Here is a 23,899-nt window from a genome sequence, read left to right on the forward strand (position 1 = left end):
GTGAACTGACTGAGTCTGCCGTCTTCGGCCGACGAAATGAGCCCTCGTCCAGCGGGGCATTTCATCGCCTGTATCCCGTTACCGACCGGCTCCCGAAAATCCCCCTCCCCGACGGACATAGAAGCACCGGCCCGCACCGGTGGGTTCCGGCTGTCCGCAAGCCGTGCAAAGGAGATTGGACATGACCAAGCTGTCCCGCATCCCGTCCGGCCTGGACGACTCCAAACTGCTCGCGATCGAGTTCGCACCGGGTTTCCACGTCGACGGCAATTACACCTTTGACGACCTCGCCGCTGTTCCAATCGGCTCCGTTCACCCGAAAGCCGCGCAACCGCGATCGGCAATCGACCTGGATGGGATCTGGAGGGCTTCCGCCTCTCTCGATCGCAGCGACCACTCGCCCGTCGCTGTGACCAACGAGGAGGAAGGATCTGTCGCCGGCACGATTAGCACCGCGCCGTCCTCAGGCCCCCAGGGACTCGACAACAATACGCTAGGAAGCGGGGGCCGACTGTTCCATGCGGCCACCCTGGAGGCGCCCGCCGAGACCGACGCAACCGCGCCAAACAGCGCCACGATCGCCGCGCTTGCAATCGATCCAGTCTTCGAGACAAGGGTGGCCTCGAGCGCAGACGACGCAGAGGAACGGTCGAGCGGCTCGACGTCCCTGACCAGCAGCGACCTCGAGTTGACCGTTGATGATGGCGTTGGCCAGACCGTTGGGATCCGCTTTACCGGAATCGACGTTCCCAAGGGCGCCATCATCTCCAATGCCTATATCCAATTCACCGTCGACGAGGTGAGCGCGGGTACGATTTCGCTGCTCATTCGCGGCCAGGATGTGGACGATGCCGCGGCTTTCGCCGCCACGACGTTCAACGTCACCTCGCGCCCGACAACCGACGCATCCGTTGCCTGGACGCCTCCTGACTGGGCGACGCGCGGTGAGGCAGGCGCGGGGCAGCGCACACCCGATCTCAGCGCAATCATCCAGGAGATCGTCAGCCGCGACGGTTGGGCGGCACTCAACGACATGGTGTTCCTGATCACTGGTAGCGGCACGCGCACGGCGAGAGCCTATGATGGCAGCCCGACGGCCGCGCCGCTCCTGCACATCGAATACACCGTACCAGCGTCCGGCGACCCGGTCGTCTTCAGTACGCCGGCAGACGCCGATCCCATTGCCAATCAGATCGCCGAGCTTGCGGCCGCCGGCACCGCCATCGGCATTACGGCGTCGGCGACCGACCCCACTCCCGGCGACACCGTCGCCTACAGCATCGACGACCCGCGCTTTGCCATCGACGCAAACGGCGTCATCACCCGATCGGGCGTCGGCACACTGGATTTTGAGACCGAGACCTCAATTACACTGACGGTGACGGCCACGTCCTCTGATTTCAGCAAGGCAAACCAAACCTTCACGGTCAGCGTTCTCAACAGCCAGGAACCGGTCGCCTTCGGCAGCCCGGCAGATAGCGACCCGACCGCCGACAGGATCACCCAAAATGCTGCTGCCGGCACCAGAGTCGGAATCACCGCTTCGGCCCGCGATCCCGATGCCGGCTCGACCGTGACCTACGGCCTCAGCGATCCGCGTTTCGCCATCGACGGCAATGGCGTCATCACGCGCTCCGCGACCGGGACGCTCAATGCTCAGACCGAGCCGACGATTACGCTGCATGTAACGGCGACTTCGTCCGATGGCAGCACCGCCGCCCACGATTACACCATCATCAACAGTCCGCCTGCCACTGACAGCGTGATCTTCGAGAAGAGGATCATCGCCAGCCTCGACGATGTCGAAGAAGCGGCCTCGGGCTCGGTCTCTGCCACTAGCGGCGACCTGGAACTGACCGTCGACGGCGCCAAGGTCCAGACCGTCGGGATGCGGTTCACCGGAATTGACATTCCCAAGGGCGCGATCATCACCAATGCCTATATCCAGTTTACCGTGGACCAGGTGAGCACGGGGGCTGCATCGCTGATGATCCGCGGCCAGGACGTGGACGATGCCGCTGCCTTCACGACCGCTCAATTCAATGTTTCTTCTCGCGCGACAACGGACGCATCGGTCGCCTGGACGCCTGCGGACTGGACGACGCGCGGAGCGGCAGACCTGGCACAGCGGACGCCGGACCTCAAGGCGATCATCCAGGAGATCGTCGACCGCGGCGGCTGGGCGACGCTCAATGACATGGTGTTCCTTGTCACCGGCACCGGCACGCGCACTGCAAGGGCCTTTGACAGCAACGCCGCGGCAGCTCCGCTGCTACACATCGAATATTACGTGCCGCCGACGAGCGCCCCTGTCGTCTTCAACACGCCGCCCGATGCCGATCCCACTATCAACCAGATCGCGGAGTTGGCTGCAGCCGGCACGGCCATCGGCATCACCGCCTCGGCAGGCGATCCGGACGCCGGTTCCACCGTTACCTACAGCGTCGACGACGCGCGCTTCTCCATTGGTTCGAACGGCGTCATCACCCGCACCGGCATCGGCACACTGGACTTCGAAAACCAGAGTTCGATCTCGCTGACCGTGACGGCAACTTCATCCGACCGAAGCACCGCCAGCCATACCTTCACCCTCGGCATTCTCGACAGCCCCGAGGCGATCGCCTTCAACGATCCGGCCGACACCGACACCGCCAACAACCGCATCGTCCAAAGCGCAGCGGCAGGAACCCGGGTCGGCATCACCGCCGCGGCGAGAGACCCCGATGCCGGCTCGACGATCACCTACAGTCTCAACGATAATCGCTTCGCGATCGATGCCAACGGGGTCATCACCCGTTCCGCCACCGGCACGCTCAATGCCCAAACCGAACCGTCAATCGCCCTTCACGTGACCGCAACATCGTCCGATGGCAGCACAGCCACCCACGACTACACGGTCAACGTTGCGGCCCAAGCGGGACCGCAGACCCTTTACCGCTTCGCGGTCTTCGGCGATTTCGGTGACACGAGTCTCAACGGCGAAAAGGCGGTCGCGGCGCTCGTCCACAACTGGAACGTCGATTTCATCCTCACTGTCGGCGACAACGTCTACGCGCCGCAGACATTGGACGCAGCCGTCGGCCAACAGTACCACGACTATGTCGGCAACTACCAAGGCTCCTACGGCGCCGGCAGCGCCATCAATCGCTTCTTCCCCGTGCTCGGCAACCACGAGTACAACGAGAACAATGTCACCAATTATTTGAACTACTTCACGCTGCCCGACAACGAGCGGTATTACGACTTTCAGATCGGGCCGGTGCATTTCTTCGCGCTCAACAGCAACAAGCAGGAAACGGACGGCCGCAGCGCGACGTCGGTCCAGGGCCAATGGATGCACTCCACGCTCGACGCGTCAAACGCGAGCTTCAACGTCGCCTATTTCCATCACACGGCCTACAATCCGGGGGGCAGCACCAGCACCATGCGGTGGCCTTTCGAGCCGTGGGGTGTAAATGCGGTCTTTGCCGGCCACGAGCACAACTACTACCGCGAAAACCGCGACGACAACGGCGACGGCCTGCAGCTTCCCTATACCACCACCGGGCTTGGCGGTGCGGGCCGCGATGTCCCGAATGTCGGTGCCAGCCTGGTGACCATCACCGATCAGGGCATGCTGATCGAATTCTACAACGTTACCAGTTTCAACGGGACCACCGCGACGAACGTCCTCACCGACTCCTATTTCATCGCGACGCCTACCGGCCGTGTCCCGACAATCGTCAACGGCGGCCATGTGCTGAACGGTACGACGGGCGCCGACTACCTCTGGGGGCTCGGTAGCAATGCGACGCTGACGGGCGGACGCGGCAACGATACGCTGGTCGGCGGCAAGAACAGCAATCTCTTCGTGTTCCAGGCCGGTGATGGCAACGATGCAATCCTGAACTTCAGGGCTGGTGCTGCCACCGGCGACGTCCTCGACCTGCGTGCATTCGGCATCGACAGCGCCAGTGAATTTCGGCTGGTGGCGTCGAACCAGGGCGCAAACGTCGTCGCCAATCTCAGCGGCACCGACCACCTGACATTACTCGGCGTGCATGCCGAGCAACTCCACGACGACAACTTCGTTCGGGCGGGCCTGCTTGTCTAAATGAAGTGACCTACAGCGCCGCGCGTCTTTTAAGACGCGCAAAAGTCGCTGTATCACTTTGATCTGCTGCATCTTTCGTCCTTAAATCGAAGTCGATTTAAAGAGACATGCAGTCTACCGCTTTCAGCGCAGCTAAGCCAACGCGTACAGGCGCCGAAACGACAAGGCCGGAGCCCTGGAACCACAGGGCTCCGGCTTTGTCGTTCTACGGCACCGCTGTGTCTCAGAGGCACGAGGTCACTGCAGCACTTTGAATTGCATCATGATCTGTCATCTATCCGGATGCGATCAAAGCAAACACGCAGTCGTGCCCTGGAACGCAAAAAGCCGGCATTTCTGCCGGCTTTGCTGAGACGAACGGCCTGCGTCTTAACGCTGGCGCCTTCCCTCATAGGGGATCATTTCTTGTGGCTCCAAAAATCAAGGTCCAGCTTGACAAGCTTTTTCAGTTGGCCAGGCGGCCCATAATGATCGTGGTTCTTGTCTCCCCATCCATATCCTGGCCGCGGGTATTTAGGGTGCGATCCGCTGGATTTCGCAATGGCGCGCGAACTCAGGCTAGTGCCAAGCAATAAGGTTATGGCGGGAGGAGTTACAGCTGCAAATTTTCCGGCCTTCATGAGAAAATTTCGGCGCGCTTCCGCTTCCGTATTAAGTCTTTCTGGCGAATTGTCTACGCCTTTTTGGGTATCTATAGACATGACACTTCCCTCTATGCGCGGACTGATATTATTCGGACACACTATCACTTTACACGTTAAGGTTCAATTGGTGATACGTGCATATAAATACTTTAAATTTTCGAGCGAAGATCTTTATTCAAGAGGACGGCCGTGATCCGGCGGGCCAGATGGACCGGATTCCGTCGAGCGAGGTCGTGGACGCGTGAAAACCGCCTTGCGCCCCACAAGAGGTTGCCAGCCAGGCGCAAGGGTGCCCCCAGGACCGGATGACATGAAGCAAAGACGCGCCTCCAATGCTGGAATCGGATCGTCACCCGCTTCCCGCATCCGGGCGGAATGCTCGTCCCGAAAAGGCGATGCAGGGTCAGCAACTGCGTTTCGACAGCATTGCGCGCGCTTCTGCCCGCGAGCGATGCTCGAAGTGCGGCCCAGTCGATAGCTTCGCTTTCGGCCAGCTGTGCCAGGTCGTACATATGCCTGAGGTCAATCCTTCCCCGCCAATAGTCGCCTTCCTTGAGAAGGTCATGCACGATCCAGTGCAGGGCACGCGACTGTGCAGAAGGGATTTTCACGGAGAGGCCCTCCTGCTGGACGAGCTTCGGGCGCCCAAGGCCATCCGTACGATACGCCCGCAACTCCAGCACGCCCACGTCTCGGTCGCGCGCCATGCCACGGCCATCGGACACGCCAACATAACCAAGCTCTTCCAGACAGGCTTGAGCCAATGGCTCGTCGCGCGCCGCAACAGCCAGGTCGATGTCGCTGGTTATCCGATCCGGAACGGCTTGCGAGAGAAATAGCGGAACCGCACCCTTCAACAGAACCGGAGCGACGCCAATGGCGTTCAGAGCGGTGACGGCTTCGTCCAACTGCAGCCGCAGTCGGACATTGCGTTCTCGATTGCAATCGCGAATGAACTGAAGATAGTCGCGCACGTCGCTGGGCACGTCCCCGATGCGGCCCGCCTGCTCGAGTGACGCGAACAGGGCCGGCGTCAGCAAGGTCTGGTTCGCCAGCGCAATTAACCCCGGCCAGTCCGGCTGATCGACAACACGACCGCAAAGGCCCGCAATCAACGCGTCGAGTGGGTTTGCGGCGGGCTTCATGAGCATGCCCGCCCGATCAGCTTGACCGCCTCATCGAGCCCGGAATAGGTCAGGCGATAGGCCTTCACGGATCCTATGACGCCAGCCAACACGTCGAAACCGGTATCGCCCAACTCGCCGCCCGGCGCAAACGCACCACCAAGCAGGCCACGCAGGACATCCACCGGGTCGATCTTGTCCAACCCCGGCCGCGCGGCGCGATCACGGTGGAGGAGAACGACCGCGCCCACCGGCCACGACTGCGCTGTTAGGGAGGCAACGGCCTTCGGCACGAGGTAGCGCACGCGCCGGTTGTCCGGACGTCGGAAGATCGGCGCCACATCGAGGTCCGGGAAGCGGTCCGTCAGCAATGGCCATGCACCCGACTTGACGGCGGGTGCGAACGGGAGCCCGATACAGCGCCCATCAGCACTCAGGAGGGTCACGTCGTCCGACGCGAAACCGAATCCGGCATGGGCCAACGCCATCGTCAGTGTCGTCTTGCCCGCCCCCGGCTCGCCGCAGAGCAGGACAAGCCGCTCGTTCTTGAGGAGTGCTGCCGCGTGAAGGGCCAGTTCGTACCGACCGGCACCGAGGACATCGCTCAGCATTTCGCCCTTCAATAGTGTCGCCATTTGGTCCGGAGCCGAGGCCAGGAGCCATTCGCCATTGCGAAACAAGTGGAGCCGGTCACCGTGCTCGGCCAGGTGGAACACGGTGTCGGGGGCGGCGTCCCCAACCTCGAGATGCCTGAATATGGCCATCGTCGGTAAGGCGTGGGCAATCGGATAGAGGATGCGCATACGGCGCCCGGCAACGCTCAGCATCTGGCTGACATGCTCTTGCGCGGAAATATCGAGCGGCGAGATGCGGGGCCGGATCAAGCCCAGGCGCTGCCAATCCTCGATCGCCGCTTCGACCTGCCCATGCGCATCCCGGGCATCGACGCCGGCGCGCTCCACGCCCTCCGTCGGCTTTCCCTGTTCCAGCAAGCGCCAGATATAGGCGGCAGTGTCATTCAGGGTGAAGATCGCGTGCTGCGATGCACTGAACAGAACATTCTGCCCCCTGATCCGGACGAGCCGTGCCTGGGTGACGAAACGCGGCGCCACACTGTCACCTCGCATTCCCAAATCAGCTCCCATAGCCGTTCATCCCTCCCCATCCCGCGGCGCAGGCGACTTTCAAATTCTCACTCGGCCGGTGATCCGGCCAATCCGGCAAAGACCTTCGGATTGCGGACGAGCCGCCAGCGCAACCACAGCCCGGTGGCAAACGAGGTCAGGATCGAGGCAAGCACCAGGGCTGTGAACATGCGGCCGTCAATGATGCCTGCCGCATAGGCTACGCTGGCGAGCACGATGCCCGGCCCGCCACGCGTGTTCATGGAGACGCCGTAATCCAGTGCCCTCGCCCAGTCGCAGTCGGCGGCTCTTGCGGCAAGAGTGCAGCTCACGAGCTTGATGGTCGTGCTCATACCGATGAACAGAACGGTCAGCCCGGCATCGAACTCATGTGCGAGATTGAGCCGCTGCCCGACGAGCGCAAAGTAGATCGGGACAAAGAACCAGATCGCGATGTCGGCGATGTGCTGTTTGACGGGAGCGAGGTGCCGCGAGGGAAACCGCGCCATGACCAGGCCCGCAACAAGCGCTGCAAAAACGATGTTCACGTTCAAAAGGCTCGCGCCGGCGACGAAGATCAGACACAGCAGCATTGTATAGCCGGTAAAAGGCGCTTCGCTGAATTTGCCGATCATCCATCTGCGAAGCGCCCTTACGACGGCCGGTGCAAAAAACAGAGAGGCAAGCACGAAACCGAGCGTTATGGCGACCACGCGCCCGATGCCGGCCGCGCTTGCCGCCTCGCCATGCTGGACCGCAGTGGCGACGGCGAGGATCGTCCAGAGGATGAGATCCTGGATCGTGGCGGCCCCGATGACGTTGCGCGCGAAGGGTGTTCCCATCAGGCCCAGATCGAGAAATATCCGCGAGATGACCGGGATCGACGTCACGGCGGCAGCTATTCCCATAACCAGCTTGAACGCGAAGGGATCACCAAGCTGGGTGTCTGCGAATAGCGAGGCGCTCGCATAACCGAGCACGAACGGGATCATCAGCGCGCCGACCACCAGTGCGACCACGATGCGGCCTGCGGCGCCACCGCCTTCTGCCTGAACCTTGAAGCCCGCCGTGAACATCAGGAGGACGAGGCCGAACCAATAAAAGGCCGTCAGCAGCGCGGACTGCGCCGGAAAGGCCGCGAACAGCCATTCATGCGCTTCGGGCGAAATCGTACCAAGCACCGATGGTCCAAGGACGATACCGCCGGCTATCTCGCCGATGACCCGGGGCATCTTCAGGCGCTCAAACAGGTGACCGCCGCCCAGCGCTCCGATAAGCAGCAGCACCAGTGACAGGAAGAAACGCGCGGTTTCGGAATCGCTCATGACGCAGCCTCAAATGCCGGCGCCCGGTGAACCATGCGGCTGCGGAAATCACGCACGGCCGTCAATCCGGGTGTAGGTGGCGACGACGCGGGCTGCCAGCTCATCGAGCGAATAGAGTTCCGTATCGAGGACGAAGTCGGGGTTTTCCGGCGGCCTGTAGGTCGTATTATAGCCGATCAGAGTATCGATCTCGCCGCGCATGGCCTTGCCGTAGAGCCCCTTCGGGTCCCTCTCGGCGCAGCCCTGGATCGAACAGGCGACGTAGCCGGTCGTCAGGTTTCTGACATTCTTGCGAACATATTCGCGCGCGTCTTCACCGGCCGTCAGGGCCGCGACGACCACATTGAGGCCGGCCTCTGCCGCTTTGTTCGCCAGATGCGCGAGAATAGAAACGACTTGCAGTCGGCTCTCTGCACCGAAGCCAAGCTTTGCGCCGAAGAAGTCGCGAACCTCATCGCCATCGAAGAGAATGGCGGGAATCCCGGCCATCCGCAGATCGGCGACGACACGTGTCGCGAGCGTCGTCTTGCCCGCCGACGTCGGTCCGAGCAGCCACAGTACCGTTCCAGCCTGTAGCGAAGCGCGCTGATGCCGCGTTTCGGGCTGTAGATGCGTCCTTCCCTGCACGATCTATCCTCCCCTGTCCTGTAGCTATTCCTGGAACAGCGCTCGTTTCATCATCAATTCCGCCCGAACGACGTCCTGTACCTCGGAGCGCATCATCCAGTTCGGCAACGCTTCGCCGGCCTTCAGGGCGCGCCGGATTTCCGTGCCGCTGATCGGCTTGGCTGTTCCACAGGCGCTCAAGTCGACATAGCGCTCGGACTGGGTGTCATAGCCGACGGCGTCGAAGAAGATCGGTTCGATACCGATATCTCCGAGCTCCTCGAAGAGTTCGCGACCGGCATTTGCCCCGTAGAAGTCGCCGACGCCCGAGTGATCGCGCCCGACAATGATGTGACTGCAGCCCATGTTCTTACGGCAGAGCGCGGTAAAGACAGCCTCGCGGGGACCGGCAAATCGCGGATAGGTGATGAAGCTTGCCAGCACCACCTTGCCCGGCGGGTAGATGCCGTAGTCGAGCATCGCCTGATAGCCGTCGAGGATCACGTGCGGCAGAAAGTCTCCGCGCTTGGTATGGCCGACGATCGGGTTGACCAACAGGCCATCGGCATAGGTCCGTTCCAGGGCCTCGAGCTGAATCATCTCGTGACCGCGATGGACGAGATTGCGGCTATGGAATGCAACCACCCGGGTCCAGCCCTTGTGAGCAAAAACCGTCCGCAATTGCGAAGGGGTCAGATCATAGCGTCGCCAGGGCAAGTGCAGCGGCTGCACGAGCGTGACATGGCCAGCGAGGAAATGACCGCCGCGCGTCAGCACGCGCGCGACGCCGGGGTGCTCGCGTGACTCAGTGCCGAACCATTTGCGTGCCAGAAGCTCCGGCGGGAATTCGTAGGTTTCGGACACATCGAGCACGGAATGCGGCGACCCGTCTTGCGTGGTCAAGAGGACGCGGTCGCCCTTGGCGTAGCGGATCGCCGATTCCTTCGGCACGGCGAGCAGTATCGGCATCGTCCAGATCGGCCCGCCGGGCAGACGCTTTTCCTCCAGCACGCTCTCCAGGCAGGCCCGGTCCATGAAACCGCGCAGCGGCGAGAAGGTACCGCGGCAAATCTGCTCGACGTCGGTCAATTCCTCGTCAGCGACCCTGATCGTCGGCAAATGCTTGATGTCGGGGATCTCAACCGGGCCAGGCGCCTGACAGACCAGGCGCCCGCCATGCGGCTCGACGCCCGGCATCAGTGCCGAGGGGCGAACGCGGATGGGGCGCCCGCCATTGTTTGTGTTCCGCAAGAATTGCTGGGCGACCTTTGTCACCATCCGCGCGCAATTGACCGGATATTGACCGATCGCGGTTTCCGCCGCCAGAACGAGGCCATCTGCGCCATCCGCCAGGGTGTTGTAGATGTCGTTAACTTCGGCGCGAGTGGGCGTCGGTGCGCTGGTCATCGATTCGAGCAGGTTCGTCGCGACATAGGCCTTGGCGCCATGCGCCTTTGCCTGGCTGATGATCATCTTCTGTATTGCGGGGATTTGCTCGATCGGAACTTCGCGGGAGAGATCGCCGCGGTCGATGAGGATCGCCTGAGATTTTTCGGCGATCGCCGCCAGATGACGCAGTCCGCTGAGGCACTCTATCTTGGAAATGATGGTCGCGTCGCTGCCGGCATGCGAGCGGATCACGTCCACGTCGGAGGCGCGATGGGCGAAGGAAAGCGCAAAGTTGCGAATTCCCATTCGCCGGCCGATGGCGATCGCGGCGACATCCTTCGCGGTGAGCGGCGGCATTTCGATCGTTCGCTGAACCGTCACCGCCTTGTTCTGCCCGATCTCCCCACCGTTCAGAACTCGAAGCACGACCTCGCCGTCGCGCTTCTCGACAACTTGGGACAGAACCGCGTTGAAGTCGATGCTGACGAAATCGCCGACTTCGAGCTTGTTGACGATATAGGGCGGGTAGAGGCTGATGGCGGACTGGTTTCCCGTGACCGGTCGGGCATGCGCGGTCAGGAACCGATTTTCTCGTACCGTCACCTTGCCGTCGGCAAATGACCCGGTACGAACCTGGGCACCTTCCGTATCCAGGCAAAGTGGCACAGACGTGCGCTGCTTGATGTAACCGATGATCCGCTCGATATCCTCGACCTTCGTGTGGGAAAGATTGAGGCGCAGCAGCGACGTGCCTGTTCTTTCCAACCAATGGATCACCCTGTCATTGAGTGATGCGGGACCCAGGGTGCAAAGGAGCTCGACTTGTCTGGCTTTCATGGCTTTTACCTTCGGTCGGATTCAAATGGGTTGAAGGTCATGCGCACGCTCGTCTCGCGTCTGACCGGGCGCGTCTCAAACAGTCGGCTGCGATCGCGTCACAATTCGTCATCGGAAAAGCGGGCAATGTCCGGGTGGGCACTGATCCACTGCCGGCGGGCCTTGTTCCAATAGTCGCGGGCGTCATTGCCGCTCAGCAGATCAAAGCCATCGGGCGGAAGCGGCAATTCCGGCGGGATCGGATCATCCGGGAGCCACAAAAGCGTGTTGCCGTGGCTTTCAAACACTCTTTGCCAGGTTCGTTCCAATCGCCGAAATCCCCGCATCTTCGGGGAGGAAAACGCGAAAACCGAATTGGTAATTTTCAGCTTCGGAGAGACTTCGGACGCTTTGACTGGGGCTTGATGGGTTACGTCGCCTTTGGCCAGGTAGGCCTGCATCCGGATCAGCGACCGATCGATCGTCACCACTTCTTCGTGCCCGTCGCGATCATTCGATGCCGGGTCGAGACTGACGCCTGAAAAACAGCCGTCAAACAGGCAATCCTCGATGACGCCCCCGAGAAGGTAATCGTCTTCCACGGCATCGTCCCGAATTTCGCTCAGCCAGCAGCTTTTGAGATAAAAGCCGCTCGCCTGGTCGGTGAAGCGGATGCCATCCCAGCAGCGGCGCGCTCGCACGCCTTCGATCGTCGGTCGTGTCGTTCCATCTCTGATGAGCAAACCGGCACTGTTGCAATAGGTGTGCGCCCAGTCCGACTGAAGCGGCACTTCGCCATTGATGCGACCGCCGACGAAATGAACGCCGGGGCAATTGCGAAGGACGATCGGATAGGGATTGACCGGCTGCATGCCGATGTCGCAGCCGAGGATCGCATTCGGAGCCGCGTTCCGGCTGTTGGCAACAGTGAAGAGGGCCCGTCTGGCATCGATGGTGGTTTCGGGCGGAAGGTCGCGAATGGTCTTCTGCGCATAGCCGTATTCGCCACTCAGCACGATGCGTGTGCCGTCCCCGTCGTCTTCATCGACCGAAGTCGGCCGGTCATTCGTGACGCCCGAACCGGTCAACAACGCGAGGGCGGGACCGGCGCCAGCGAGGCGCATGAATGACCGTCGATCGAGTTTCACGTTCAGTGGCTCCCCGGTTCGATGGATCGTTGTCTGCGCTCATAGGTCAGAAGCACGGCCTGCAGCGTCTTTTCCGCTACCTCCTCGGGCGATGCCGAGGCGCTCATATCCACGACCGCAAGCATGGGCATGCTGTGCGCTGCGTTCTGTCGTCTCCAAAGGTCGGCAGCGATCGTGCAATAGGCGCGCTCGGCCTTGGTCCAGAGCGCCCCCTCGCCGGTCGCAGCTTGGCGCTGAAGACGAGAAGCGCGATCATCCCTGCTTCGAATTCGATTTCGCGCAAGATCGATGCCGCCGCGCAACTCGACGAAGACGATGTCGTCGAGCCCGATCGCGGCCATGATATCCAGCCAGTGCTCGGAGGTACCTCTATGACAGCTCTTCAGCAGAACGGACCAGAACCCCTGCAGCAGCCCCTGATCCAAGACCGTGACCTTGTCACCCTTTGATCGCTCGTCGGCCATATAGGCGGCGACCGACCAGAGACACCAGGTCCAACGCAGGAGGTCGCCGGGCGCCTCCTGTCCGTCCTCGGCAACGAATTTTGCAATGCGCGATGCTATCGAGCGAAAGTCGCTGTGGCGCAGTCTTGGCAGGACGAGGTTCAGGCGATTGAGTTGCCGCGCGACGAGCGCCTTGTCTTCCCATGTCGTCCTTTTTTCGTCGACGACGGAGCCGGTGCTTCGCAGCCGTTCTGCCAACAGGCGGGAAGCCGTGGTCTTGCCGATGCCTGGAAGACCGAAGAATTCAATGAACCGAATGCCTGCCGGCAACGCGTAGCCGCCGACGCCTCGCGGTTCGCCGCCAGCCATCGCGCCCAGCCCCCTCGGCACCGTCGGATCCCGATCCACGCCGGCCACCCTCATATCTCCAAAGTCCGCGCCGCGGCCGGCATCGGCCGGTCGTAAGTTACCCGGCTCTGGTCTGGCCCTGCTGGCGCCGGTGATCGCTGCATGCTGCGATAGGCGATCAGCAGCGCGAGCGGGATCCAGAAGAATGGCGCCGTCGACGGGCCGAAAGAATCGCTCATCTGGTTTGCCACCAGATAGTTCCAGACACAGACCGCCGATCCGAGCAGCATGACATTGGTGACGGTCGCATGCCTGCTCTCGCCTTGCCCCATCAGGGTGGGGACCACGGCACTGACGAGAAATATGACGACGAGCAGCACCATGATGGTGATCAGTCCAACGCCCGGCACGCCGAGGGTGCGAAAATATTCGATGAACAGGTTGTGGCTATGGGGAGCGATATCGCCGATCGGTTGGCCCGCGCCTACGCCCGTGAACGGATGCGCGAGACCCAGGTTGACCGAGATGGTCCAAAGCCGTTCGCGCGACACCATGGAGTGAGCCTCGCCGCCGGACACCTGGGTCATCAACAACCGATATGCCCGCGGATTGAGGGATTGCAGGATGACCAGCGCCATCTGGAGTGCCACTGGCGCCGCAATCACGCCGGCGACGACCGTCAGGGGGCGCTGCCTTCTCACCGCGAGATAGATTGCATACAAGGCGAAGAAGAGCCCGAGCCCGATGATACCGACGACGAAATTGGTTTTGGAGCCTGATTTCACCAAACCAAGAAGTACGGCGACCATACAACCGGCAAGCAGCAATCGGTGTTTGCGGGTCGTGACCAAGCGGGCGGCGACAAGGGGCAGGCCGGCCGAAAGCGCGATGCCCAACTGGTTTGAATGCTTGAAGTAGCCTTCCGCCCTGTCGGCGAACCTGCCTCCACCGAGACCGACGACGACGAGGCACGCCGTTGCAACGCTCATGACGATCATCGCTGTCACCAGCCGGTCGATCAAAACCTGACCATTCGGCCTGGTGGACAGCGCGGCAACCGCCGGGATCGTGGCAAAACCGAAGATCTGCGCGAAGATCGCTCGCATCGCCCGCATCGGATTGTCGGCGTGGAGCATGGACAACAGCGACAGAGCGATGATCAGGGCGGCGGTGGTGAGCAATGCCGTCGCCAAGGTCGCCTCGGTGCGGTGAATGCGTTTTCCCAGTTCGCCATACGAGGCCACGCCGACGACGGCGCAAAACAGCGCCAACAGGAAGGAAAGCGAACCATCCGTCCCGGCAATCCGTGTGGCGCCCGGGAACCAGATCGACGCAATCAGCAGAAGGAGAGAGATTTGAAGCAATGATCGCTCGGGCGACGAAGGCGCATGGCTCGATCAAGCAAGATACTTGCGAGTTGGCATTGCGTTGCGGGAAAGGATCTTCAGGAGTGCCGGACTTTCGCAGCGACCGACGGCCCACGTTGAGATGTGAGCGAGAATGTCTTGAGAAAGGTTGATAGGAAATTTTTAGTATGCTGCCGCACTGCAGGTGAGTATTCCCTGCATTTCCAGTGCGTTTTCTTGTGTTCGGCGCCGATCGGTTACCAACGTAACCTCACGCGCACTCAGCTGAACAAGCTGAGCTCTTACAATAGACGGAAGCCTTTACTTATGCAAGCGATGTGCCTCTCGAACCGGTCCGAGTGAGCCAAGCAACGAGGCCATGGGCCTTCGCTCTTGGTCCCGTACCAAGCGCGGCGTCCAGCAACACGTTCCATCAGCGATACCGCTGGCCGATGCCGTCGACTGGCGGATCCGCTGGGAACAGATCGTTTATCTTGTAGGCGACCTCGGTCCTGTTGGTCGCCTTTATCTTCTTCATGATATTGCGGATATGAACCTTGACGGTGCTTTCGCGCAGATTGAGCTCATAGGCGATGATCTTGTTAGCCTTTCCACGTCTGAGGGCTTCGACCACTTCCGCCTGGCGCGCTGTGAACATGCCTGCCAGCGGACGCGCGACCGTGTTCCCCGTTTCCAGCAACTGGCGCATGGCGAACACACTGCTGGCAGGAACGAATGTGCCACCGGCCAAAGCAAGGTAGACGGCCTCGATGCAGACATCGATGCTGACGGAGGACGGAATATAGCCCTTCGCCCCGCATTCAAGCGCCTTCATGATCTGGCTAAGTTCGTCTGTGTCTGCCAGGACGATAACGGGCGCCGGCTCAAAATCCGACGACAATCTGCGAATTTCTTCGGCGACGGCCGGCTCAGAAATTCTTCTCCCGCCGATGTTCAGCAGGATCGCGGACAGTTGAGGCCATTGGCTGTGCCGCTGTCTCCATTCCTCGATTGATCCAAAGGCCAGCACCCGTAACTCCGCCTTGTGGGCGACGATGCTCTGCGCCAAGCATTGCCGGTCAAGCGCGCGACCGTCGATGATAACCAGCAGGCGCTCCCGTTGGGGTGCTGCCTCCGGGCCCACTTCGACGGTTTCGAAATGTTTACCGGACAAGTGGAAGGTATCGTTAGCTAATTGCTTTCCATTCGACTTTTTTAAGATCATAATTACATTTCCCCCAGACCCGAAAATATTCAGACCACGAGTCGCAATGAAACCACCAGGGCTGCGCTACCAGGTCATAAAAATACTTCGGTTTATACTTGGAGATCGTTCCGACGCATTAACTTGACGGAGACTCTCCGCTAAAAAATTTTGCGAAACACACTTACTCTACAACAACCAATATATTAGACACTACTACAAAAGGCGTCTTCAGAATACGATCAAATTGGTGTGTTGCGGATGAAAAAAGAAGTATGCCTGTCCGTGTATGCTACGTTGAAATAGGTATCGAACATCACACCTAAGTATTATGTGGCCACAGATGTCGAACTGAGTTCATGACACGGTAGCCTCGCCATGGGCGCCTACTGTTCTGGAGGGATGCTCTGGGGTTGCGAGCACCGCGAACTCAGTGCCTCGTATTGCTTTTCGGAGCGAACTTGGCGTGCGCCATGGCGGGTTCCAATGGTGTGCGCATGGCGGCGACATAGTCGTCGGTCAACTCCAGCAAGGCCATGGCGATTTCGTCCCAGGACCACCCGGCATGTTCGGCGAATTCCGTCAGGAGCCGAAATTGATCACTCATTGCCAACTGACATTCGAAGTCACGTCCGGCATTGGCGTCGACGTTCGTTTCGATCGTTTTCACCATTGGTTCCTCCTGTTCGGTAAATAAACTCGGAGGACGACGACGGGTTCCGGGCGAAGTTGAAGGCATCGGTCGCAATCCGGCCAACAGGACCCGTGGCTGAAGTTCGAAAAGCGAGACGTTTCCAGCAGATAGGTTGCGGATGCGCAGCCGCTGACAAACATCACTTCGACACCCGTGCGGCGCGACGGGCGCACGGGTGAAGGCGGTCCGTCACCTTGCTCGCTCGGCCTACCGCTATCGGCTGCATTTCGGAACCATTCTCGCAATCGTCGGTTAGTCCACACCAGTTAGGAGGCTTGATCATGAAGAAAATAATCCTGGCAAGTTTGTTCGCGGGCCTGTCCTTCGGTGGTGTCGCCGTCGCGCAGACCGCAACCGTCGTCGTGCCCGGGGAAGTCAAAACCTATGTTCTTGAGCAGAGCAGCCCTTCGGTCGTCTATCAAGGCGACCTGGTCGTCGGCACCCGCATTCCCGATACCATCGAGATCCAGACGATCCCAAATCAGCCTGCCTACGGCTACGTGGTGCTCAATGACCGTAGAGTGCTGATCAATCCGCAGACCCGCGAAGTCATCGAAGTCTGGTGATTCAAGGAGCGAATAGCGGAAGGACTGAAAGATGCTTGGAACCGTACTGCTGATCATCCTGATTCTGCTGCTGGTCGGCGCTTTTCCCGCGTGGCCCTATTCTGCGAGTTGGGGCTACGGCCCGTCCGGCCTGCTGGGCGTTCTGGTCGTCGTACTGGTGGTGCTCCTGTTGATGGGGCGGGTCTGATTGGGCACAGGCCAGAGCGTGCCACCGGCTGAGCACGACCTTGTCTATGTTTCCGACAAGGAACCGGGCTACAGCCGGTCGCGCGTCGGGAACGGCTTTTGTTATCGACGCCCGAACGGCGAACCCTTAAAGGACCCCGGTATCATTGAGCGCATTGAAGCGCTTGGATTGCCGCCAGCCTACGAACATGTGTGGATTTGTTTGAACAAGAACGGCCACCTTCAGGCGACCGGTTACGATGCGCGCGGCCGGAAACAATATCGCTACCACGATGCCTGGCAGGAATTGCGAAGCCGCGCCAAATACGACCAGCTTCCTGCCTTTGCCAAAGCACTGCCGCGAATGCGCCGAACGATCCGCAAGCATATGAGCGGGCCGATCGACGATCCGATCACAATTCTTGCCACGCTGGCTGCGCTGCTCGATCAGGCACCGCTTCGCATCGGGAGTGCCAACTATGTCGAGCAGAACGGCAGCTACGGCGCCACCACGCTTCTCAAGCGGCATCTCAAGATCCGCGACGATTGCATCGAACTGAACTTCAGGGGCAAGGGCGGGCAGCGTATCCGCAGACGCCTGCGCAATCCCAGACTGCAACGGATTCTGGAGGAAATTGCTGAACTTCCGGGGCGACAACTCTTTGTTTACGTGGGGTCTAACGGCAAGGCACAGCCGATCGAATCCGGCCGTTTCAATCGCTATCTCGCCGATATCGCCGGCACCCAAATCTCCGCCAAGACGTTCAGAACCTGGGCGGGAAGCGTTGCTGCCTTTGCGGTCGTACGACAGGCCCTCGACGAAGGCAAGCGCCCGACAATCAAACAAATGTGCGAGGCGGCAGCGAAGGTCCTCCACAACACACCCGCCGTTTGCCGCAAGAGCTATGTCCATCCCGCCGTCCTCGCTCTTTCACATCCTGGCGAAACAATCCCGAAAGGCAGCGCCAACCCGAAGTCGCTTAAGGGTCTTCGGGCGGACGAAGCCCAGTTCGTCCGATTTCTAACACGGCGCAACTCGACGAAGAGCAGATAGGTCCATGGACGGCTTCAAGACGCCACCTTAACGCGTCGCGTGCCGGGGCGACGCAATGGCGGGCTTGCGCACACATCGGGAACCTTTCCTGTCGGCGTTTGGTTCAACAGGGGCACGCGAAACATTTCCCGCATGATCGATGCCCAACAGGAGGAGGACGGAACCATGTACGACAACCAGATGTCCGAGATGAGCGAATGTATCGACGATTGCCTCGTTTGCCATCGTGAATGCTTGGACACCGCCATGCAACGGTGCGTCGAGCTCGGGGGAAAACATGTGGAACCGCGGCATCTTCGGCTCATTCTCTCCTGTTCCGAGCTATGCCAGGCGTCCGCGCGGTTGATGATGATCGGCACCGAACACCACCGGCAAGTCTGCCGGATTTGCGCGGACCTCTGCCAGGAGTGTGCGGATGATTGTATGCATCTCGGCAACATGGAAAGTTGCGTCGAAGCGTGTCGGCGCTGCGCCGAAAGCTGCCGCAGAATGGCAGCATGAGGTCTGACACACCCGGGTCGGCGCGGCATGGCAAAATCCTTTCGCTGGAACAAAATCGCGGGGCGCAAGTTGGATGGGGCTTCTCCAGGAGAAACCCCATGCACACCAACGGGCAAGATCGAACCGCCGTCATTCGCCCCCAGGAGATGGCGATGCTGCAAGACGTGCTCAATCAACTGTTGAGAGAGAAGAACATTTCGCCCGCGGACACGCGCGCGCAAACCCTTGCGACGCGCGTGATCGAACTGTTTCGGTCAGGCGTCCGCGATCCGGAGGCTCTCAAGCTCATGGCCGGATAACAACGAAGCTCAATCGCAGCGCTCCGGCTGCACGCTGTCCCCTGCGAAATCAAAGGCCGGGAACCAATTGCGCGCAGGCCGGTTCGGCTGCCGGAGGAGTGCACGGTGATGCACAAGGAAACGCGTTCGCTCGATGCTGGACAGCACAATCGGTCATATCTCGATGCAGATGCGGATGCACATCCGCTCGAAGACCAATTGGCAATGTTGCGGCAAATGACGAAAGAGCTCGAACACGAGATCGACGACATTCTTGCAGAGGCGAGCGAAGTCGTTGGGGCAGCTCCTGGCATGAACCGCTCCAAGGTGATCAAAGCGCTCGTTGCCGACAATCGGAAGAAGCTTCTCCGCCTGCAATCGTACCTGGTGAGGCTGGAGGAACGTGTGAGCCGCGAGGCAATCGATTCCGATTGATCGTTGCTCGCGACAGCCCTTGTTGCCGAAGGCACTCGCCTCTCTTCCACGGAGGTAGAAATGCCCAGGTTGTTGCGTTTTCTCTTTTGGCATCTGTCGTCCGGCTTCCTGCTGGGCGCCATCACCGCTCTGGTGATCGTGGCCCAAAACCCGGAGGCGCTTGGCCACAGCGGCTCAATCGAACCCGTCGCCCTCTTCATGCAGATCTTCGCCTTCGGCGCCTCGTTCGCCATGGGCAGTCTCGGCACGGCTTTGATGGGAAAGATCGACTGACCGACACAACGGCCGCCTCTCGCTACCGGCAGTCGTTGGGCCAATCCGCTCGACTGTAGCCGCCCCGCCACGCCTGGCCTGGAGCCGCAGGAGACCAAACGACCGGAACCAAAGAAACGACCGTCGGTTGGGCCAAGGGAATTTGCGGAGTTTCTGGGTGAGCCAGTGCCGCCGGCAGCGATAGGGAGGTTTCGAATGCAAACGGTGACAGGGTTGTTCGACGATTACGCTGACGCACGCGCAGCGGTCACTGAGATGGAGCAGGCGGGCGTTCCCTCCGAGAACATAAGCATCATCGCCAATAATGTGGGCGGCTGGCATGCGGGCGAAAGCCACGCTGTCGAGGGTGCCGGAACTGGGGCAGCCGTCGGCGCGGTGACCGGAGGCACTCTCGGCCTGTTGGCGGGCCTTGGCCTGATGGCCATTCCAGGGATCGGTCCCGTCGTTGCCGCCGGTTGGCTGGCAGCGACACTTGCCGGGGCCGCCGCCGGCGCCGTTTCCATCGGCACGGTGGGCGGCATCATCGGCGGACTGATTGATGCCGGCGTTTATGAAGAGGACGCACATTTCTACGCGGAAGGGATACGCCGTGGCGGCACACTGGTCATTGCCCGTCTTCTCGACGAACCGATGGCCTACCGCGTTCAGGCAATCCTCGGCCGAGCGAGCGTGGACCCCGCAGAGCGCCGCGCCAACTACGAGCAGACGGGCTGGGAACGTTTCGATGACGCTGGCAGACCCTGGACGGACGGGGAGATAGACGCCGAGCGGCATCGGCTGCGACCGCGCCCCTAATGAATCCCGGCAAGCACCGACTGATTGCGCCCCGGGGAACACGCCGACTTTCGTCAAGACACGTCTCGACCGTTCGGGCGGAACGACCGCCCCATGTCTGTCCGGCGTCGAAACCTCAGTATTGTCGCGCTCCAAGGCTCCCGGGAGGGAACAAAATGGACGTTGGAACGCTTGGGCGCTGACGCAGCGCCACGGGTCGGCGTGGGTTGCGAACCGCAAACACCGACGTCGCACGACACCAGGAGATCGAGATGGCACAGCACCAGCCCGCTTCCCATAGGAGCAAACCGTCTGCACCTGTCAAACGAGGGCGCGCCAAGATCATCAATCCGTCGGAGGCCGTCTATTACGGGCATTACGATCTCGCGGAATTCATTGCGAAATACGGTTTGACGCCTCTGGTCGCACGCGAGATTTTCGGCCGTGTGGGGCCGGCGCGCAGTGATCTCGACAAATTCATGAACGAACGCCGCCAGCACCTCGCAGAGTGACTGCGCGAGCCACAGAGCCGCTATGCCCCATCGGTCGGGCGCGGCTCGATGGCGGTCTGATATGGCTCCAGGAATCGATCCGCCGGTCCTGCCAATCGCCACCGGAGCATTCCGTCGCCGGAGACGACGTCGACGGTCGCGCTCAGCGCTTGCGCAACGCTGCGCCTCAGCACAACTGCGCCGAACCCGGTTTGCGGAAAGCTCGGGCCTTTGTTTCCTGGTGCGACCCGCTCTTCCCATGTGATCGAGAAACCTCGGATCGGCCCCCGTTCGGCAAGCGTCCATTGCACGGAAATCGCTCCGGTTCGATCTTTCAGGACGCCGTTGCGCAGCGAATTCAGCGCCAACTCGTGGATCGCCATGCCGAGGTTCTCGATCGCGATCGGCACCAATGCGAGGGAGGGCCCAGCGATCTCACACGTATCACCCGGATGAAAGGGCGCCATTTGCGTCTCGACGAGATCACCGAGATCGGCCCCCTTCCAGTCGGCGGACGCGATCAAATCGTGGGAGGCTGCCAGTGCCCAGATACGCTCCTCGATCTGCTTTTGGAACGTGGCTGCATTGGACGCCTCACTGCGGCTCTGCCGGATCATCGCAAGGATGATCGCGTACTGGTTGCGAACCCGGTGGTTGACTTCACGCAGGAGAAGGCGAATGCGCCGTTCCTTCTCTTTGGTCGATGTAATGTCGCGAGCGGCCACCGACGCACCGACGATCTTGCCCACGCCGTTTCGAATGGGCGAGACTGTCAGCGACACGGAAATATAACTTCCGTCCTTGCGCTGCCGTACCGTCTCGAACGGGTCGATCCGCTCTCCTCGCCCCACGCGATCGAGCAGCCGCCACTCCTCGTCGTGCAGATGCGGCGGGATAATGGTCAGGATCGATTGCGCCATCATCTCCTCTGCCATGTACCCGAACAGGCGCTCCGCGGCACCGTTCCAAGTGCGCACAGTGCCGTCCAAATCTTTGCTGATAATTGCATCGAAGGACGATTCCACGATCGCAGCCAACCTGGCCCGAAGGACATCATCGGCGACTGCGTCCTCATCGAACGGGCGTGACGGCATCGGATTGCTCGCTTCCGACCGGGCATTCATTGCGGATTCGTGTTGCCCGGCCCAGCTAGTACGTCCCAGCACTCAAAATGTTCCGCAGCGGAAGCTCAAGATCGCTTTCAGGAAGGGACCTGAGCATCAGCGCGAGCTGCGATCTTCTATCGGTTTGCGCGTTTCGGCTGCCTTCTTCGGAGAGACCGAGCGATCCGCCTTGGAACGTCGGACTGAGGCGTCTACGCCGATTTGTCCGCCCTTCTGCAATGACGCTTCGCGTTCCGGTTCATTACCATGGCCAGTCTTGCGTTGATGGTCCTGGGTGTTTGTCCGTTTGTCTCCGCGGGGCACGACCGTTCTCCTCTGGTTGATGCCGTTAAACCACCGTCGCGACCAAATGTTCCGCATGAGCATCCGCGGCAACCGCGACGGAAAGATCACGGAACCTCTTCAGCCCGCAAGTGTTCGATTAAGGACCCAAACATGATGCGCAGAATGCGGAGAGACCATCTCATGTCCCGGAAGATAAAGGTCGAGAAAGCTCAAAAAATGAACCTGATGCTGAGCCAGGCCGTCACTGCGATGCGCGTGAATGAGAGGCTGATGTGTCGGTTGTTGCGATGGGCGGCCTCTCACAGTCAGGATCCGCACCGGTTCATCGAGAAGACGGTGGAAGAGGCGAGAAACGACCTGCGGCAGGCCGTTGACGACGGCAGTACCACCTCCGCGATCGCTGCGGGTGAGGCGCTCGAATATCTCGACGATCTCGCAGTCGAGATCAAAACGAAAGGCCGCAGAAAGCGCCAGCGTCAGATCAACGCCCGCCCGACGGCCGACGCGAGCTGAGCGTACGATTTTGAGGCTTACCACCCGAAGTTTTGAAACCCCCGACAATTCTGGCCGCAACCGCGGCCAAAGAGACGGGCCGACTGGTAACCAGCCGGCCCGAGCGACCTGTCAGGCAATGATCACGACAACCTGCAGCGAAGACGGGTCAACGATGACGATCCGACCATCGGCAAGGACGAAGTAGAGGTAGCCCTCGTACGCGGGGACGATCTGAACGATACGGCGCGGCAGCGGTTGCAGCTTGACCTTGACGGTCCGAGGCACAACGACGCCGACCGACACGTCGAAATCGACGTCAATGGGCCTGACGTTTTCTTCCTTGATGACCTGCGTGATTTCGGTCTTCTGTTCGACCGTCACATTGGTCGTGGACGCGTTGGACTTGCCCTGACCAGACTGAGTGGCTTCACCCTGTTTTGTGGGCTGCTCGTCGCCGCTCTGTCCGCTTCCCGATTTCTGAGTTTGGCTTGCATCGTTCTGCTGCGTCGTGCCGCCTTGCTCCTGAGTTTGGCCCTCGGCTGCAGCACCGGTCTTCTTTCGGTCGGTCTTCTGTTGTTCAGTGCTTTGACCTTGCTGGGTCTCGCCTTGGGTGTCGGGCTGTTTCTGCCCCGTTCCCATCTGCTCGCCATCCGAATTCTGTTGATCAGGTGACTGCGTCTGAGGCTGTGTGGAACCTTGAGTGTCGGGCTGTTGGTTCTGTTCCGTACCACCCTTCGGGCATTCGGTCCCTACAGGACACTCGGTCGATTGACCCTGGGCGGGTTGCTCGGCTTGTCCTTGAGCGGGCTGTTCTGTTTGGGCGAAGGCTGGAATGCCCACGGTACCAAGGCTCAGGGCCAAGGCACTTTTGATAAGGATATTGGTCATTAGAACTCTCCAACTTGTTTATCCGCACTGCAGCCCAAACCATTCTGCTTTTCTAATGTTCCTGAGACGTCGGGGCTCTTCGCCAGTTTGCCGAGAACCAATACATTCATCGCGAGTTGCAAAAGCGCCTGCAGATCGACGAGGACCCTGAATGGACAGGAACCGTATCGAAGGAAATTGGAAGCCGATCAAAGACAAGATCCGGAGCCGTTTTCGCGGGCCAATTGCCGCGATCTGAGCCCAGGGCGGCGCGAGAAGGGATCGAT

At 60.6% G+C, this 23,899-nt stretch carries 24 protein-coding genes; 11 read left to right on the plus strand and 13 right to left on the minus strand.

The window, feature by feature from the left end:
- Positions 1–181 precede the first annotated feature (181 nt).
- Positions 182–4,093: a metallophosphoesterase gene (locus tag QM996_RS25160; RefSeq protein WP_334196665.1), complete on the plus strand. Its 3,912-nt coding sequence runs from the start codon at positions 182–184 to the stop codon at positions 4,091–4,093.
- Between the two features lie 398 nt (positions 4,094–4,491).
- On the opposite strand, the gene QM996_RS25165 is transcribed toward QM996_RS25160, so the two are convergent.
- The 11 genes from QM996_RS25165 to QM996_RS25215 all read right to left on the minus strand — a co-directional run bounded on the left by QM996_RS25165 (position 4,492) and on the right by QM996_RS25215 (position 16,283).
- The gene (locus QM996_RS25165; protein WP_334196666.1) at positions 4,492–4,794 is read right to left on the minus strand and encodes a hypothetical protein; all 303 of its coding nucleotides are present in this window, start codon (positions 4,792–4,794) and stop codon (positions 4,492–4,494) included.
- 92 nt (positions 4,795–4,886) lie between these two features.
- Complete coding sequence (locus QM996_RS25170) at positions 4,887–5,882, minus strand: nucleotidyltransferase family protein (protein WP_334196667.1); 996 nt, start codon at positions 5,880–5,882, stop codon at positions 4,887–4,889.
- On the minus strand, positions 5,879–7,006 hold the full coding sequence (locus tag QM996_RS25175; protein ID WP_500270387.1) for a PqqD family protein: 1,128 nt from the start codon (positions 7,004–7,006) through the stop codon (positions 5,879–5,881). The genes QM996_RS25170 and QM996_RS25175 overlap by 4 nt, the downstream gene beginning before the upstream one ends.
- 47 nt (positions 7,007–7,053) lie before the next feature.
- Positions 7,054–8,310 (minus strand): cation:proton antiporter, encoded by a 1,257-nt coding sequence (locus QM996_RS25180; protein ID WP_334196669.1) that lies wholly within the window; start codon positions 8,308–8,310, stop codon positions 7,054–7,056.
- A gap of 48 nt (positions 8,311–8,358) precedes the next feature.
- Entirely contained in the window at positions 8,359–8,937 is a 579-nt protein-coding gene (locus QM996_RS25185; RefSeq protein WP_334196670.1) for an adenylyl-sulfate kinase, read from the minus strand.
- 24 nt (positions 8,938–8,961) lie between these two features.
- On the minus strand, positions 8,962–11,142 hold the full coding sequence (locus QM996_RS25190; protein WP_334196671.1) for a pyruvate kinase: 2,181 nt from the start codon (positions 11,140–11,142) through the stop codon (positions 8,962–8,964).
- A 98-nt stretch (positions 11,143–11,240) separates the two neighbouring features.
- The gene (locus QM996_RS25195; protein WP_334196672.1) at positions 11,241–12,269 is read right to left on the minus strand and encodes a hypothetical protein; all 1,029 of its coding nucleotides are present in this window, start codon (positions 12,267–12,269) and stop codon (positions 11,241–11,243) included.
- A gap of 2 nt (positions 12,270–12,271) precedes the next feature.
- Positions 12,272–13,129, minus strand: coding sequence for a nucleoside/nucleotide kinase family protein (locus tag QM996_RS25200; RefSeq protein ID WP_334196673.1), 858 nt, complete (start codon positions 13,127–13,129; stop codon positions 12,272–12,274).
- A gap of 2 nt (positions 13,130–13,131) precedes the next feature.
- On the minus strand, positions 13,132–14,424 hold the full coding sequence (locus QM996_RS25205) for an O-antigen ligase family protein (RefSeq protein ID WP_334196674.1): 1,293 nt from the start codon (positions 14,422–14,424) through the stop codon (positions 13,132–13,134).
- Between the two features lie 415 nt (positions 14,425–14,839).
- Positions 14,840–15,631 (minus strand): LuxR C-terminal-related transcriptional regulator, encoded by a 792-nt coding sequence (locus QM996_RS25210; protein ID WP_334196675.1) that lies wholly within the window; start codon positions 15,629–15,631, stop codon positions 14,840–14,842.
- Positions 15,632–16,040: 409 nt separating this feature from the next.
- Positions 16,041–16,283: a hypothetical protein gene (locus tag QM996_RS25215; protein WP_334196676.1), complete on the minus strand. Its 243-nt coding sequence runs from the start codon at positions 16,281–16,283 to the stop codon at positions 16,041–16,043.
- 302 nt (positions 16,284–16,585) lie between these two features.
- Here QM996_RS25215 and QM996_RS25220 point away from each other — a divergent pair, with 302 nt between their 5' ends.
- The 9 genes from QM996_RS25220 (at position 16,586) to QM996_RS25260 (ending at position 20,862) form a co-directional block, all read left to right on the plus strand.
- Entirely contained in the window at positions 16,586–16,870 is a 285-nt protein-coding gene (locus tag QM996_RS25220) for a DUF1236 domain-containing protein (protein ID WP_334196677.1), read from the plus strand.
- Positions 16,871–16,901: 31 nt separating this feature from the next.
- Positions 16,902–17,057 carry a DUF3309 family protein gene (locus QM996_RS25225; RefSeq protein ID WP_334196678.1) on the plus strand — a complete coding sequence of 52 codons (156 nt, stop codon included), beginning with the start codon at positions 16,902–16,904 and terminating at the stop codon, positions 17,055–17,057.
- On the plus strand, positions 17,058–18,089 hold the full coding sequence (locus QM996_RS25230; RefSeq protein ID WP_334196679.1) for a DNA topoisomerase IB: 1,032 nt from the start codon (positions 17,058–17,060) through the stop codon (positions 18,087–18,089).
- A gap of 189 nt (positions 18,090–18,278) precedes the next feature.
- Positions 18,279–18,590, plus strand: a complete 312-nt coding sequence (locus QM996_RS25235) for a four-helix bundle copper-binding protein (protein ID WP_500270507.1) — start codon at positions 18,279–18,281, stop codon at positions 18,588–18,590.
- Positions 18,591–18,688: 98 nt separating this feature from the next.
- A complete protein-coding gene (locus tag QM996_RS25240) occupies positions 18,689–18,889 on the plus strand; it encodes a hypothetical protein (protein ID WP_334196681.1) in 201 nt (66 codons plus the stop codon).
- Between the two features lie 108 nt (positions 18,890–18,997).
- Positions 18,998–19,303 carry a hypothetical protein gene (locus QM996_RS25245; protein ID WP_334196682.1) on the plus strand — a complete coding sequence of 102 codons (306 nt, stop codon included), beginning with the start codon at positions 18,998–19,000 and terminating at the stop codon, positions 19,301–19,303.
- A 60-nt stretch (positions 19,304–19,363) separates the two neighbouring features.
- Entirely contained in the window at positions 19,364–19,576 is a 213-nt protein-coding gene (locus QM996_RS25250; RefSeq protein ID WP_334196683.1) for a hypothetical protein, read from the plus strand.
- Between the two features lie 195 nt (positions 19,577–19,771).
- On the plus strand, positions 19,772–20,371 hold the full coding sequence (locus QM996_RS25255) for a general stress protein (protein WP_334196684.1): 600 nt from the start codon (positions 19,772–19,774) through the stop codon (positions 20,369–20,371).
- 251 nt (positions 20,372–20,622) lie between these two features.
- Positions 20,623–20,862 (plus strand): hypothetical protein, encoded by a 240-nt coding sequence (locus QM996_RS25260; RefSeq protein WP_334196685.1) that lies wholly within the window; start codon positions 20,623–20,625, stop codon positions 20,860–20,862.
- A 20-nt stretch (positions 20,863–20,882) separates the two neighbouring features.
- On the opposite strand, the gene QM996_RS25265 is transcribed toward QM996_RS25260, so the two are convergent.
- On the minus strand, positions 20,883–21,965 hold the full coding sequence (locus QM996_RS25265) for a sensor histidine kinase (RefSeq protein ID WP_334196686.1): 1,083 nt from the start codon (positions 21,963–21,965) through the stop codon (positions 20,883–20,885).
- A 501-nt stretch (positions 21,966–22,466) separates the two neighbouring features.
- Here QM996_RS25265 and QM996_RS25270 point away from each other — a divergent pair.
- Entirely contained in the window at positions 22,467–22,763 is a 297-nt protein-coding gene (locus tag QM996_RS25270; protein ID WP_500270388.1) for a hypothetical protein, read from the plus strand.
- Positions 22,764–22,874: 111 nt separating this feature from the next.
- On the opposite strand, the gene QM996_RS25275 is transcribed toward QM996_RS25270, so the two are convergent.
- Entirely contained in the window at positions 22,875–23,633 is a 759-nt protein-coding gene (locus QM996_RS25275) for a DUF1236 domain-containing protein (RefSeq protein WP_334196688.1), read from the minus strand.
- Positions 23,634–23,899: the final 266 nt, after the last annotated feature.

The sequence above is a fragment of the Sinorhizobium chiapasense genome, assembly GCF_045277575.1.
Taxonomy (GTDB): domain Bacteria; phylum Pseudomonadota; class Alphaproteobacteria; order Rhizobiales; family Rhizobiaceae; genus Ensifer; species Ensifer chiapasense_A.